The 12,581-nt window shown below is 63.7% G+C and carries 16 protein-coding genes and 1 tRNA gene; 12 read left to right on the forward strand and 5 right to left on the reverse strand.

Going from position 1 to position 12,581, the window contains the following annotated elements; translation table 11 throughout:
• Positions 1-166: 166 nt before the first annotated feature.
• Entirely contained in the window at positions 167-1,192 is a 1,026-nt protein-coding gene (locus EOA27_RS05415) for an ABC transporter transmembrane domain-containing protein (protein WP_126081065.1), read from the forward strand.
• Between the two features lie 152 nt (positions 1,193-1,344).
• Here the strand turns inward: EOA27_RS05415 and EOA27_RS05420 are convergent.
• A tRNA-Leu gene (locus EOA27_RS05420) sits at positions 1,345-1,429 on the reverse strand.
• Between the two features lie 334 nt (positions 1,430-1,763).
• Here EOA27_RS05420 and EOA27_RS05425 point away from each other — a divergent pair.
• Together EOA27_RS05425 and EOA27_RS05430 are read left to right on the forward strand one after the other, a co-directional pair.
• On the forward strand, positions 1,764-2,351 hold the full coding sequence (locus tag EOA27_RS05425) for a YqaA family protein (protein ID WP_042641375.1): 588 nt from the start codon (positions 1,764-1,766) through the stop codon (positions 2,349-2,351).
• A 25-nt stretch (positions 2,352-2,376) separates the two neighbouring features.
• Positions 2,377-2,895 (forward strand): disulfide bond formation protein B, encoded by a 519-nt coding sequence (locus tag EOA27_RS05430; RefSeq protein WP_127255687.1) that lies wholly within the window; start codon positions 2,377-2,379, stop codon positions 2,893-2,895.
• 167 nt (positions 2,896-3,062) lie between these two features.
• Here the strand turns inward: EOA27_RS05430 and EOA27_RS05435 are convergent, their stop codons facing one another.
• Together EOA27_RS05435 and EOA27_RS05440 are read right to left on the reverse strand one after the other, a co-directional pair.
• Positions 3,063-3,620, reverse strand: a complete 558-nt coding sequence (locus EOA27_RS05435) for an HNH endonuclease (protein ID WP_027167440.1) — start codon at positions 3,618-3,620, stop codon at positions 3,063-3,065.
• 110 nt (positions 3,621-3,730) lie between these two features.
• Positions 3,731-4,390: a DNA-3-methyladenine glycosylase gene (locus EOA27_RS05440; RefSeq protein WP_127255689.1), complete on the reverse strand. Its 660-nt coding sequence runs from the start codon at positions 4,388-4,390 to the stop codon at positions 3,731-3,733.
• Between the two features lie 89 nt (positions 4,391-4,479).
• Between EOA27_RS05440 and gluQRS the strand changes: the two genes are divergently transcribed.
• On the forward strand, positions 4,480-5,352 hold the full coding sequence (gene gluQRS / locus EOA27_RS05445) for a tRNA glutamyl-Q(34) synthetase GluQRS (protein ID WP_126081062.1): 873 nt from the start codon (positions 4,480-4,482) through the stop codon (positions 5,350-5,352).
• On the opposite strand, the gene EOA27_RS05450 is transcribed toward gluQRS, so the two are convergent.
• The gene (locus tag EOA27_RS05450; protein WP_126081061.1) at positions 5,349-5,636 is read right to left on the reverse strand and encodes a hypothetical protein; all 288 of its coding nucleotides are present in this window, start codon (positions 5,634-5,636) and stop codon (positions 5,349-5,351) included. The genes gluQRS and EOA27_RS05450 overlap by 4 nt on opposite strands.
• 155 nt (positions 5,637-5,791) lie before the next feature.
• Here EOA27_RS05450 and EOA27_RS05455 point away from each other — a divergent pair, with 155 nt between their 5' ends.
• Positions 5,792-6,694, forward strand: a complete 903-nt coding sequence (locus tag EOA27_RS05455) for a DMT family transporter (protein WP_126081060.1) — start codon at positions 5,792-5,794, stop codon at positions 6,692-6,694.
• Between the two features lie 118 nt (positions 6,695-6,812).
• Here the strand turns inward: EOA27_RS05455 and EOA27_RS05460 are convergent, their stop codons facing one another.
• On the reverse strand, positions 6,813-7,664 hold the full coding sequence (locus EOA27_RS05460; protein ID WP_127255691.1) for a YihY/virulence factor BrkB family protein: 852 nt from the start codon (positions 7,662-7,664) through the stop codon (positions 6,813-6,815).
• 58 nt (positions 7,665-7,722) lie between these two features.
• Here EOA27_RS05460 and EOA27_RS05465 point away from each other — a divergent pair, with 58 nt between their 5' ends.
• From EOA27_RS05465 to EOA27_RS05495, 7 genes are all read left to right on the forward strand, one after another.
• Positions 7,723-8,589 carry an SDR family oxidoreductase gene (locus tag EOA27_RS05465; protein WP_126081058.1) on the forward strand — a complete coding sequence of 289 codons (867 nt, stop codon included), beginning with the start codon at positions 7,723-7,725 and terminating at the stop codon, positions 8,587-8,589.
• Between the two features lie 25 nt (positions 8,590-8,614).
• Entirely contained in the window at positions 8,615-8,806 is a 192-nt protein-coding gene (locus EOA27_RS05470) for a twin transmembrane helix small protein (RefSeq protein ID WP_042641360.1), read from the forward strand.
• A gap of 18 nt (positions 8,807-8,824) precedes the next feature.
• Positions 8,825-9,406, forward strand: a complete 582-nt coding sequence (locus EOA27_RS05475; protein WP_126081057.1) for a cob(I)yrinic acid a,c-diamide adenosyltransferase — start codon at positions 8,825-8,827, stop codon at positions 9,404-9,406.
• 21 nt (positions 9,407-9,427) lie between these two features.
• The gene (locus tag EOA27_RS05480) at positions 9,428-10,237 is read left to right on the forward strand and encodes a rhomboid family intramembrane serine protease (RefSeq protein ID WP_126081056.1); all 810 of its coding nucleotides are present in this window, start codon (positions 9,428-9,430) and stop codon (positions 10,235-10,237) included.
• A gap of 162 nt (positions 10,238-10,399) precedes the next feature.
• Positions 10,400-11,149 carry an electron transfer flavoprotein subunit beta/FixA family protein gene (locus EOA27_RS05485; RefSeq protein ID WP_126081055.1) on the forward strand — a complete coding sequence of 250 codons (750 nt, stop codon included), beginning with the start codon at positions 10,400-10,402 and terminating at the stop codon, positions 11,147-11,149.
• A 23-nt stretch (positions 11,150-11,172) separates the two neighbouring features.
• Complete coding sequence (locus tag EOA27_RS05490; protein WP_126081054.1) at positions 11,173-12,102, forward strand: electron transfer flavoprotein subunit alpha/FixB family protein; 930 nt, start codon at positions 11,173-11,175, stop codon at positions 12,100-12,102.
• Between the two features lie 201 nt (positions 12,103-12,303).
• A partial coding sequence (locus tag EOA27_RS05495; RefSeq protein WP_245491034.1) for a 3-hydroxyacyl-CoA dehydrogenase NAD-binding domain-containing protein occupies positions 12,304-12,581 on the forward strand: 278 nt, incomplete at its 3' end.

A 12,581-nucleotide genomic window follows, 5' to 3' on the forward strand; every position in this document is an offset into this window, starting at 1 on the left:
CGTGAAGATAGAGAACTCAGCCTCCTCATGTGGCGTGGGCTGGCAAAAAGCATGACCGGGCGGCAGTCCCGGGCCTGACAGAGGCTGCCTGTTCAGCAGGTCACCGACAGGGTGCGTTGCTCTGATCGGTTGGATCGGAAATGGATACGACGGAGGCGCACCAAAGGTGAGCGGAATTTTCGCGACAATTGCGCGGCGCTTCGCCCCGTTTGAGCCGATGGCCGACGCGATGCGCCCTGGCGAGAAGTTTCCCAGTTTTGTCCGGCGCGCCAGCGGCATGCAACAGGTCTATGTCAGCGTGATCGCAATTTCGGTTGCCTTGGCCAACTTTCTACCCATCGACCTGCAGAGACGGGTCGTCGATGTGGCAATTGCCGACAAGGACGTACGGGGGCTGCTGATGCTCGGCGGCCTTTATCTTGGGGCTATACTCCTGCATGCGGGCCTGAAATACGCACTGATCGTCTATCAAGGCTGGGTCGGAGAGAGCGTGGTGAAGACGGCCCGCGACCAACTCGCTCTCGTCGCCACGCAAAGGTCCGCGCGCGAGCACGCAAGGAGTGGTCAGACCGCCGGCATCATCGGCAACGAGATCGACTATGTTGGCGGATTTGTCGGCACCAGCATCTCTGATTGCGTGGTCAACGTCACGCTGATGGTCTCCGTCGCATTTTACATGACCTACATGCAGCCGGTGATCGCTCTGGTCAGCGGCCTGTCACTCCTGCCGCAAATCCTGCTTGCGCTTTATATGCAGAAGGACCTGAACACACTCGTGGAGCGGCAGGTCGCGCTGGTCCGAAAGCTTGGCAACCAAGCAGTCAATTCCTTCGCCAGCCACTCGACGAAGCGCCGAGCCGCCTTTCGCACCATACGCACGATCTTCAGCACCCGCATCGAATTCTATTTGTTGAAATTCGGGCTGAAGACGTTGCTGAATATAGCCAACGCGGCGGGGTCCCTGATGGTCCTGATCGTTGGCGGCTATCTTGTGATCCGCGGGCAGACGACGATCGGCACGGTCGTCGCCTTTATTTCGGGCTTCCAACGCTTGTCGGAACCCACAGGGGAACTTCTCGACTTCTATCGCTCCTATTCGCAAGCGAAAGTGCAATTCCGGATGATCGTCCAGTGGGTTGACGGCGATCATCCCGCGCAAACCGGACATTCCGCGCACAGAATAGATCGATGATCTTGCCAGCCTGTTGCCGGAACCGGTGCTCCGCAAGCGCAAGCCGATGGTTGGTAAACTATTGGCGCCCGTGGGTGACGGTCTTGCTTTTGTTAAGCGCCCTGCGCCGGTCGACCCGACGGTAAAATACGTCAACACCTGCATGAAGGTAGTGGTGCCCCTAGCCGGGATCGAACCAGCACTCCTTGCGGAACTCGATTTTGAGTCGAGCGCGTCTACCAATTCCGCCATAGGGGCTCAGGCCGGGCGGCCTGGATGGGCGCGGACTATACGGGCGGATGGGTGTTCGTCAACTGGCCTGTTGCGGATTTGCCCGCGCAACCGGCGGCATCGCCCACCCTTCGGCCTCGTGGCGACGCAGACATTGTGCGGCGCGGAAAATCTTTCTAGACAGGCGAAGCATTGAGCGCCTCGCATCCGGAAGCTGGATGCGGCGCTTTGGGTCCTTGTCTTCCTGCCTGCCGTTGCCCAAAACCGCCAAGCGTCCCGGGTGACATTGATCAGAGCAATTCCAGGAAAAGCGCGCTGCGGTTTTCCGTCCGGAATTGTGTCGACCGCATTAGGAGAGCCGATGCTTCGCGGACTTTACGACTGGACCCTGTCGCTGGCGGCGCGCAAATCCGCCGAATGGTGGCTGGCCTTCATCGCCTTCGTCGAAAGCTCCGTGTTCTTCATACCGGCCGACGTGCTGTTCCTGCCCATGGCGTTGGCGCGGCCTGATCGCGCCTATCGCTACGCCCTGACCGCCACGGTTGCCTCCGTGCTGGGCGGCATTGCCGGCTGGCTGATCGGCTACTATGCCTACGACACGATAGCGCGGCCGATCCTGGAGCATTTCGGCGGCCTCGACACCTTCGAGAGGTGGCAGTCGTCAGGCACCGGGCTGATGCTCGTGCTGCTCGTCACATCCGGCGCTGCGCACCTGCCGCCGATCAAGGTGGTCACCATTCTGGCCGGCGCGCTTCACGTCAACATTCTTGTCTTCGTCGTCTCGGCCATCGTGGCGCGCGGCGCGCGTTTCCTGCTGCTGGCCTGGCTGTTGCGCCGCTATGGTGAATCGATCCGGGAGTTCATCGAAAAGCGATTGGGATTGATCGTCGGCGCCGGCGCGGCTGCCCTGATTTTGCTCTATATCCTCGTCAGATACGCCCACGGATAGCGACGCAACAAACGGATCCGATTAGATGACAGCGACCATGAATGCCGACACCGGACGCCAGCGCACGCGCGCGGCGCTTTTTCTCGCCGTCGCCATGGCCGCGACCGTCGGCTCGGCGCTGGCTTTCCAATATATCGGCGGCTACATCCCCTGCCACCTCTGCCTCGAGCAGCGCACGCCCTATTATGTCGGCGCGCCGCTGATGCTGCTGGCGGTAATCGCCTCGATGCTTCATGCGCCGGCCTGGGCTACGCGCGGCCTGCTGGGGATCGGCGGCTTGCTGATGCTCTACGGCCTCTATCTCGGCGTCTACCACTCCGGCGTCGAATGGCATTGGTGGGCCGGCCCGACCGACTGCACGGCGGGCGCCGGCCCGGTCGACACCGGCGGCAAGGGCGTGCTCGACGCGCTCGACAAATTCGTGCCGCCCTCCTGCGACAAGGCGGCGCTCCGCATCCTCGGTCTCTCGCTCGCCGGCTGGAACGCTATCGCCAGCCTCGTGCTGGCCGCCGTCGCCTTCCGCAGCGCGTTATCCCGCGACTGAGCCAATTTTCTATCGAACGGCACGGCGGAGAGTTCGTCCAGAAATTCGCCAGCCCGGATTGGCTGGCGCGGCTTTCGAGAACCGGAGCGGAGCGTACTTAAGTACGTGAGCACCGGAAGCGCAGAAAGCTGCGGCAGACGGCCGGGCTCGCGGATTTCTGCCGAACTCTAAGGTTCCAGCTCGACATCCCAGTAGAGATAATCCATCCAGCTTTCATGCAGATGGTTGGGCGGGAACAGGCGGCCGTTGTTGTGCAGGTCGTGCACCGTCGGCTGGTAGGGCTTCTGCAGCGGCCACATCTTGGCCTGCGCCGGCATCATGCCGCCCTTGCGAAGATTGCAGGGCGAGCAGGCGGCGACGACATTCTCCCAGGTCGTCGCCCCGCCGCGATGGCGCGGGATGACATGGTCGAAGGTCAGATCCTCCGGCGTGCCGCAATACTGGCACTGGAAACGGTCGCGCAGGAACACGTTGAAGCGGGTGAAGGCGGGATGCCGGGACGGCTTCACATAGGCCTTGAGGCTGACCACGCTCGGCAGCTTCATCGAGAAGGTCGGCGAGGAGACGGCGTGCTCGTATTCTGCGACGATGTTGACCCGGTCGAGGAAGACAGCCTTGATGGCGTCCTGCCACGACCAGAGCGACAGGGGGTAATAGCTGAGCGGGCGGTAGTCCGCATTCAGCACCAGCGCGGGAAGCCCATCCGGAGATACGGCAACCGTCACGTCCTTCGCCTCCTACATTCCAAACCGAACGGCGCGGATACTGTAAGCCCGACATGACAGGGATGTGAAGCGGATTGTCTCTCGCCGAAACTCTCAAAAACGCATGATTTTCATGCTTTATTGGCCATTTCGACGGGAGGCGCCGCGTCCCTGCCCTTCAGTTCACGATAGTAGGCCCAAAAAAGCCGCGACGCGACACCCCGCCAGGGGCTCCATGATTCGGCCAGCCGGATCAGCATTTTCTCCGGCGGACGCGGGTCGATGCCGAGCGCATGGCCGACCGCCGTCTGCAGCGCGACATCGCGCGCGGGGAAGACGTCCGGATGGCCGGCGGCGAACAACAGATAGCATTCGGCCGTCCATGGGCCGATGCCGGGCACGGCCGTCATCGCGGCGATCGCCTCGCCGGCGTCCAGGGTGCACAGGTGATCGAGATCGAGCCCGCCGGCAACGGCTTGCGCGACCGCGAGCAGCCCGCGCTGTTTCGGCCGCGACAGACCGGCCTCGCGGAATATGTCCCCGCCGGCGGCGAGGATCGCCTGCGGCGTCAGCGGATCGACTAGCTTGACCAGACGGCCAAAAATGGCGTCGGCGCTGGCGCGGGAAACTTGCTGCGAAACGATGATCGAGGCCAGGCTTCGAAACCCCGGCTCCGACAGCCGAAGCGGCACCTCGCCCGCCTTGCCGCGCACCGTCTCCAACCGCGGATCGATTCGGCAGAGCGCGTCGAGCCCAGTCGCAATGTCGTCGAGCGAGGCGATGCGTTGCACGTTCTTGTTCCCAGGACGCCCGCGAAATGGCAATGGAGGCTAAATACCAACCGGCGAAAGCACCTTTCAACCCGAACGCCGCCCGAGAGATGACGCTCCTGACATTCCGCTTCGCGCCGAGCCCGAATGGCGAACTGCATCTCGGCCATGCCTATTCGGCCCTGCTGAACCAGCAGATGGCGACGCAGGTCGGCGGACGGCTGCTGCTGCGCATCGAGGATATCGACATCGCCCGCTGCACGCCGCAATTCGAGACCGGCATTTTCCGCGACCTCGAATGGCTGGGATTGCGCTGGGAACAGCCGGTGCGTCGCCAGTCGGAACATTTTGCCGAATACCAGGCGGTGCTCGACCGATTGGTCGCCGAGGAACTGGTCTATCCGGCCTTCATGAGCCGGGGCGAGATCCGCGCCTTCATCGCCGAGAGAGGCGGCCGCGACTGGCCGCGCGATCCTGACGGCGTGCCGCTCTACCCGCCGCTCGACAAGGCCCTGCCAGCCAGGGAGCGCAAGCGACGGATCGCCGAGAACATGCCCTTCGCCTGGCGGCTCGACGTCGAAGTGGCAAGGATGCGCGTCACCGCCGACCTGTCATGGACCGAATTCACCGATGAGACGATGTCGGCGACACGAGCGATCGAAGCGCAACCGCAGGCCTGGGGCGACGTCATCGTCGCCCGCCGCGACATCCCGACCAGCTATCATCTTGCCGTCGTCCTCGACGACGCGCTGCAGGGCGTCAGCCATGTCGTGCGCGGCCAGGACCTCTATGCGGCGACCGGCGTGCAGCGCCTGCTGCAGGAACTGCTCGGCCTGCCGCAGCCGCGCTATTTCCACCACCGCCTGATCCTTGGTCCGGACGGCAGGAAACTGTCCAAGAGCTTCAAGGACACCGGTCTTGCCGCGCTTCGCGAGGCGGGCATGTCGTCGCAGGACGTCAGGCGGCTTGTCGAGTTTGATTAAAGTCGCGCCATCCCGGCCTTGATCAGTGCCAGCACGCTGATGAAGGCAAAGGCGCCGCCGAGCCCACAGGCAACCGCCAGCCTGAGGTCGCTCAGGCTGATGCCATGCTTGCCGGCGACCGTCACCGCGGCAAAGAAGCCGAAGATGAACAGCAGCGTGTTGCCGGTCGGGCCAAACCCGCTCTCCTTCATGATCGCGTCGAGCGCCGTGCCGAAGAAGAAACCGAAGCCGGCAATGATCAGGAAGGCGAACAACAGCCAGGTCGTGTCGAGATGCAAAAACATGCCCACCCATGGCGCGCCGACGCGCCATGCCCCTCTTGGCACGGTTTGTTGAATTCGACTTAGCTTATGGATCAACCGTTTCGTTTTGCTTGCCGGATTGAACGGCATTAGAGCAATTGCCGTCATCAACCGTTCACCCCGGCAGCCTCCCACCCATGCAGAGCATCAAGCGGCTCATTCCCGCCTCCTTCGTCGTTCTGTGGGCGACAGGCTTCATCGGCGCGCGCTACGCCATGCCCTGGGCCGAGCCCTTTACGTTCCTTGCCATCCGCTTCGTCATAGCGGCGATCCTGTTTGCCGGCCTCGCCGTGCTGCTTGGCTCGCGCACGGCGACGCGCGACGAGGCGTTGCATGCGACGATGGCCGGCGTCCTCATGCATGGCGTCTATCTCGGCGCCGTCTTCTGGGCGATCCACCGGGGCATGCCGGCAGGGTTTTCGGCATTGATCGTCGGCCTGCAGCCGCTGATCACCGCCGTGCTCGCCGGCAGATTCCTCGGCGAGGCGATCCTGCCCCGCCATTGGGCCGGGCTCGCTGTCGGGCTTGTGGGCGTCGTCATTGTGCTGTGGCCGAAGCTCGGAGCGGTCGGCGGCGGCGTGACCGCGGCAACATTGACCGCCTCGCTCGTCTCGGTGCTTGGCATGAGCGCCGGCACCATCTGGCAGAAACGCTATGCTTCCGGCGGCGACCTGGTGTCGGCGACGATGTGGCAGTATGTCGGCGGCTCCGCCGTGATGATCCTGGGCTCGCTCGCCTTCGAGACGCGCGCCGTCACCGTCAATGGCGAGCTGATCTTTGCCATGGCCTGGCTGGTCCTGGTGCTGTCGGTCGGCGCCATCTTCCTGTTGATGGTGATGATCAGGGACGGCGAGATGTCGAAGGTCGCTTCGCTGTTCTACCTCGTGCCCGCCGTGACCGCGGTCATCGCCTGGATGCTTTTCGACGAGCAGCTCAATCTGCTGCAGATCGCCGGCATGGCGATCGCGACCCTTGGCGTAGGCCTGGCGACGGCGGGCAGGCAAGGGAAGGGAAGGGGAATTGAGGAATTGAAGAATTGAAGAACGGAGAACTGAGGAACTGAAGAACTGAAGAACTGAAGAAGAAGCCGGCAGCGCCGGATCGCTTTTTCTTCAATTCCTCAATTCTTCATTTCTTCAATTCCTCTACCGACGCAACTCACCCGACGCGCGCACGCGCCTCCAGATAGCGGCTGATGGCGGCGTTGAGCTCGCCGCCGAGGATGAAGATCGCCGAGATGATGTAGAGGAAAACCACCGCGATCATGATCGAGGCGAGCCCCGCATAGGTCGTCACGTAGGACGAGAAATGATCGAGATAGGTGGCGAAGATGGTCGAGCCGGCGAGCCAGGCGATCAGCGTGAAGACGATGCCCGGTATGATCGAGACAAAGCGGCGCTTGCCGGCCGGCAGCCAGATATGCACCGAGAACAGCCCGATGACGATGACGGTGGAGGCGACGACGTAACGCCACAGCGTGATGGTGCCCATATAGGGCTTGATCCATTCGAGATGCGCCTCCGCCAGCCTGGCCAGCAGAGGGGCGAACACCAGAAGCACGCTGACGGCCAGGAAACAGGCCGTGGCGATCAGCACGAAAATGATGCTTCGCACCCTGCGGTGGATGATGCCGCGCGTTTCGGTGACACGATAGGCCCGGTTGAGCGAGGTGCGCAGCGCCTCGATGCCGTTCGACGCGAAATAGGCGGCAAGCACGACGCCGTAGGTCAAAAGGTCGGTTCGCCTGACGGTGAGAACGTTCTGCACCTCGCGCGCGATCGGCTTGGCGATCTGCTCCGGCCAGGTGTCGAAGACGAGATGCACCGCCGTGTCCGAGAACGCCTGCGCGCCGAGGAAGCTGGCCAGTGTCGTGGCGAAGATCAGGAACGGAAACAACGCCATCAGCGAGGTGATGGCGAGATGGCTGGCCATCGCCCAGCCGTCGTCATTGTTGAAATGGCCGATCGCATCGTAGAGCACGCGCTTGACGGCGACGATATTCCTGAGCAAGGACCCGCGCTCCGCTCGATTGTGTCGACGCCGCGAATATGGGAAGTGATTGCAGCAAATGGCAACCCCAGGTCAGACAACGTCCACCGTCGCGAAAGAATTGCGCACCGTCATCGTCACCGGGGCCTCCTCCGGCATCGGCGCGTATTGCGCGCGGGCGCTGAAGGCGGAGGGCTGGCGGGTCTTCGCAACGGCGCGCAAGCCGGCCGACATAGCCGTGCTCGAGGCCGACGGCCTGGAGGCCTTCTATCTCGATTATCGTGAGCCGGAATCCATCGCCGCGCTGGTCGAGGCGGTGCTTGAACGCACCGGCGGCACGCTGGACGCGCTGTTCAACAACGGCGCCTACGCTCAGCCCGGCGCCGTCGAGGACCTGCCGGTCGCAGCGCTGCGCGAGCAGTTCGAGGCCAATTTCTTCGGCTGGCATGATCTCACCCGGCGCGTCATGCCGGTCATGCGTCGCCAGGGGCACGGCCGTCTCGTCCATTGCTCCTCGATCCTCGGACTGGCGCCTGTCCGCTTCCGCGGCGCCTATTCGGCATCCAAGCACGCCATCGAAGGCCTGATGCTGTGCATGCGCCAGGAACTCGACGGCAGCGGCATCCACCTTTCCCTCATCGAACCGGGACCGGTGACGTCGAAGATCGCCAGCAATGGCCTGCCCTGGTTCCTGAAGAACATCGATGTCGAAAAGTCCGTCCACCGCGCGGATTATCAGGCGCAGCTCGCCCGGCTCCAGGCCGGCGGCAGCGTGTCGAAGCTGAAGCCCGGGCCGGAGGTCGTGCACAACGCGCTCCGCCACGCGCTTCTGTCACAGCGCCCGCGCCCGCACTATGTGGTAACGGTGCCGGCCAGGATCGGCGCGGCACTCAAACGCATCCTGCCGGCGTCAATGCTGTACCGCGTGCTCGCCAGGCGCGCCTGACCGAAACTGAACCGGAGCCAGCCAGATGGTCATCGTCTTGAAGATTCTCGCCGTCATCGCGATGGCGGCCGTGCTGATCGTGCTGGTTCGCGGCCTGATCAACATGATGCGCGGCGGCTCCGGCGTCACCTCGAACAAGCTGATGCAAGCCCGTGTGATGCTGCAGGCCGTGGCGTTGGCGCTGCTGTTGCTGGTGGTCTATTTCACGCGCAAATAGAGGTCTTTTGGGGACGTTATGGTCAAGCTCAACAAGATCTACACCCGCACCGGCGATGACGGCACCACCGGGCTCGGCACCGGCGAGCGGCGGCTGAAATCCGACCTGCGCGTCGACGCCTATGGCACGGTCGACGAGGCCAATGCCTGCATCGGCATGGCCCGCATCCATACCGCCGGCCAACATCCCGCGATCGAGGCCATGCTGTCGCGCATTCAGAACGATCTGTTCGATCTGGGAGCCGACCTCGCCGTGCCCGACGGCGGCAAGCCCCTGGAATACGAGCCGCTGCGTATCGTCGCCGCCCAGACCGGCCGCGTCGAACAGGACATCGACCTCCTCAACAAGGACCTGCAGCCGCTGAAATCCTTCGTGCTGAACGGCGGCACGCCGGCCGCGGCCGCGCTCCATCTGGCCCGCACCGTGGCGCGCAGGGCCGAGCGCCTGATGGTGGCGCTGGCCCAGGATCCGACCGAGCATGTCAACCGCGAGGCGCTCAAATACGTCAACCGCGTCTCGGATTTCCTGTTCGTTGCCGCCCGTGCGGTCAATGACAATGGAAAGGCCGACGTGCTATGGGTTCCCGGCAAGAACCGCTGAATCCAGGGGCGGGAGGGTCCGATGTTCATCCCGCTTTACGACACCAACAGGCTGCGCCACATCCGTCTGCAATATGTGACGATCGGTCTGATGGTGGTGAATGCGCTGGTCTATCTGGCGACCACGCTTGGCGGTGAGAACTTCACCAATGCCGCGGTTCTCGGCCTCGGCTTCATTCCCTCGGTGGTCCACCACAAGGTCGAGCTGTCGCCTGAATTCGTCGTCATACCCGAAAGCCTCAGCTATCTCACCTATTCCTTCCTGCACGCCGACATTTTCCATCTAGGCGGCAACATGCTGTTCCTGTGGGTGTTCGGCGACAATGTCGAGGATGCGCTCGGCCACATACGCTACCTGATCTTCTACTTGGCCTGCGCTGTCGCCGGCGCTTTCTTCCAGGGGCTGGTGGCCTGGGATTCGCAGGTGCCGCTGATCGGCGCGTCCGGCGCCATTGCCGGCGTCGTCACCGCCTATCTGATTCTCTACCCTCGCGTGAAAGTCTGGGTGCTGGCCTTTGCCCGCATCCCCTTGCGCATTCCGGCCTTCATCCCGCTGATCCTCTGGATCCTGTTCCAGATCGTGATGTTCGCCGCCGGCGGAGAGGACCGGATTTCCTGGGCCTGCCATATCGGCGGCATCCTCGCCGGATTCGTGCTGGTGCTGGTGCTGCGCAGCCGCGGCGTGCCGCTGCTGGCCGGCGCCGACGGCGAGCCGGACCCGACGCCGAACATCCAGCAGCCGCCTGTCCCCGTCGAGCCCGCCGCGAGCGACGGCACCCCGGCGCAGCCGGGGTCGCAATGGGGCCGTGGAGCAGCGACGCCTCGGGACTGAACCGATTTGGGTGCCTCGTGGGATATTGACGCGCGGATTTGCCGCCACTACGGAAACGGCACCGCTGGGCGGATATTCCGCCCGTAATGTCGGCTTTCGACAACTCTGACAGGGCGTACGCTGCTATAGCGCCCCGACTATCTCAGGAGAGGTGACAGGAAAATGAAGATCCTTGTGCCCGTGAAGCGGGTTGTGGATGCCAACGTCAAGGTCCGGGTGAAAGCCGACGGACTCGGCGTCGAGCTCGCCAATGTCAAGATGGCGATGAACCCGTTCGACGAGATCGCGGTCGAGGAAGCGATCCGCATCAAGGAAGCCGGCAAGGCGGAAGAGATCATCGTCGTCTCGGTCGGCCCGCAGCAGGCGCAGGAAACGCTGCGCACCGCGCTCGCCATGGGCGCCGACCGGGCCATTCTGGTTAAGACTGACGAGCAGACCGAGCCGCTCGGCGTCGCCAAGGTGCTGAAGGGCGTGGTCGAGGCGGAGAAGCCCGGCCTCGTCATCCTCGGCAAGCAGGCGATCGATGACGATTCGAACCAGACCGGCCAGATGCTGGCGGCGCTGCTTGGCTGGTCGCAGGGCACCTTCGCCTCCAAGGTCGAGCTTGCCGGCGATCATGCCAAGGTGACGCGCGAGGTCGACGGCGGCCTGCAGACGGTCGAACTGAAGATGCCGGCGATCGTCACCGCCGACCTTCGCCTCAACCAGCCGCGCTATGCATCGCTGCCCAACATCATGAAGGCGAAGAAGAAGCCGCTCGACGAGAAGAGCCCGGCCGACTTCGGCGCCGACGTCAAGCCGCGCCTCAAGGTGATCAAGACCGAGGAGCCGGGCGGCCGCAAGGCGGGCGTCAAGGTGAAGTCGGTGGCCGAGCTGGTCGAGAAGCTGAAGAACGAAGCCGGCGTGCTCTAAGCGATCGGGAAAGGATAAAGACAATGGCAATTCTCCTCATCGCCGAACACGACAACGCAAGCCTTTCCGACCAGACCGCCAAGGCGCTGTCGGCGGCGCTCCAGATCGGCGCGGAAGTCGACGTGCTGGTGGCCGGCAAGGGCGCCAAGGGCGCGGCCGACGCCGCCGCCAAGCTGAAGGGCGTTCGGAAAGTGCTGCTGGCCGAAGCGGACGAGCTTTCGGAACGCCTCGCCGAGCCGACTGCGGCTCTCGTCGTCTCGCTTGCGGGCGGCTACGACACGATCATCGCGCCGGCCACTTCCGCCGGCAAGAACATCGCGCCGCGCGTCGCCGCCCTGCTCGACGTCGCCCAGGTGTCGGAAATCATCGAAGTGGTCTCGCCTGACACCTTCAAGCGGCCGATCTATGCCGGCAACGCCATCCAGACCGTCCAGTCGACCGACGCCAAGAAGGTCATCACGGTGCGCACCGCCTCCTTCGCGGCAGCGCCGGAAGGTGGTTCTGCCGCGGTCGAGACGGTCGGCGCCGCCGCCAACCCCGGCCTGTCGTCCTTCGTCGAGAACAAGCTCTCGGAGAACGATCGTCCGGAACTGACCTCGGCCAAGATCATCATCTCCGGCGGCCGCGCGCTCGGCTCTTCGGAGAAGTTCCAGGAAGTCATCCTGCCGGTCGCCGACAAGCTCGGCGCCGCGGTCGGCGCGTCCCGCGCCGCGGTCGACGCGGGCTATGCCCCGAACGACTGGCAGGTCGGCCAGACCGGCAAGGTGGTCGCGCCCGACCTCTACATTGCCGTCGGCATCTCCGGCGCCATCCAGCACCTGGCCGGCATGAAGGACTCCAAGGTGATCGTCGCCATCAACAAGGACGAGGAGGCGCCGATCTTCCAGGTTGCCGATTACGGCTTGGTCGGCGATCTCTTCGTCATTTTGCCGGAGCTGCAAAAGGCGCTTTGACGCCGTCCGTTCTGGCATATTAAAATCCAAAGGGTGGGGTAGACGAAGTCGCCCCGCCCTTTTAGTTTGCACTGCACAAAAAGCGGGCCATCAAGGTCCGGAGCCAATCCGGCGGTTCGCCTCCGGATTGCGGGAAACAAACAAGCAGGAGCGTCTTTGTACTTCAAGGAAGTGCGGACGTTCCGGACGGGATCGGGGTTCATGAGCAAGATCGAGACGATCGGCATTGTCGGCGCGGGTCAGATGGGTGGCGGTATCGCCCATGTCTCTGCGCTGGGCGGCTACAAGGTCCTGATCCACGACATATCGGCCGACCGGATCGAGAAGGGCATCGCCACCATCAGTGGCAACATGGCCCGCCAAGTCGGTTCCGGCAAGCTTGAGGAAAAGGCGCGCAACGAAGCGATGGCGCGCATCTCCGCCGCTCCGGCCATGGCCGACCTCGCCGCCTCGATCACGAGGTCGGCGGCGACCGAGGA

The organism is Mesorhizobium sp. M2A.F.Ca.ET.037.01.1.1 (genome assembly GCF_003998075.1).
Classification (GTDB): Bacteria; Pseudomonadota; Alphaproteobacteria; order Rhizobiales; family Rhizobiaceae; genus Mesorhizobium.

Bases quoted from the DNA above. Each gene is read 5' to 3' on its own strand.
- EOA27_RS05470 (WP_042641360.1), top strand. From the start codon at position 8,615: ATGGTCATCGTCTTGAAGATTCTCGCCGTCATCGCGATGGCGGCCGTG.
- EOA27_RS05450 (WP_126081061.1), bottom strand. From the start codon at position 5,636: ATGTTTTTGCATCTCGACACGACCTGGCTGTTGTTCGCCTTCCTGATC.
- EOA27_RS05480 (WP_126081056.1), top strand. From the start codon at position 9,428: ATGTTCATCCCGCTTTACGACACCAACAGGCTGCGCCACATCCGTCTG.
- EOA27_RS05465 (WP_126081058.1), top strand. From the start codon at position 7,723: ATGGCAACCCCAGGTCAGACAACGTCCACCGTCGCGAAAGAATTGCGC.
- EOA27_RS05490 (WP_126081054.1), top strand. From the start codon at position 11,173: ATGGCAATTCTCCTCATCGCCGAACACGACAACGCAAGCCTTTCCGAC.
- EOA27_RS05430 (WP_127255687.1), top strand. From the start codon at position 2,377: ATGACAGCGACCATGAATGCCGACACCGGACGCCAGCGCACGCGCGCG.
- gluQRS (WP_126081062.1), top strand. From the start codon at position 4,480: ATGACGCTCCTGACATTCCGCTTCGCGCCGAGCCCGAATGGCGAACTG.
- EOA27_RS05485 (WP_126081055.1), top strand. From the start codon at position 10,400: ATGAAGATCCTTGTGCCCGTGAAGCGGGTTGTGGATGCCAACGTCAAG.
- EOA27_RS05455 (WP_126081060.1), top strand. From the start codon at position 5,792: ATGCAGAGCATCAAGCGGCTCATTCCCGCCTCCTTCGTCGTTCTGTGG.
- EOA27_RS05475 (WP_126081057.1), top strand. From the start codon at position 8,825: ATGGTCAAGCTCAACAAGATCTACACCCGCACCGGCGATGACGGCACC.
- EOA27_RS05425 (WP_042641375.1), top strand. From the start codon at position 1,764: ATGCTTCGCGGACTTTACGACTGGACCCTGTCGCTGGCGGCGCGCAAA.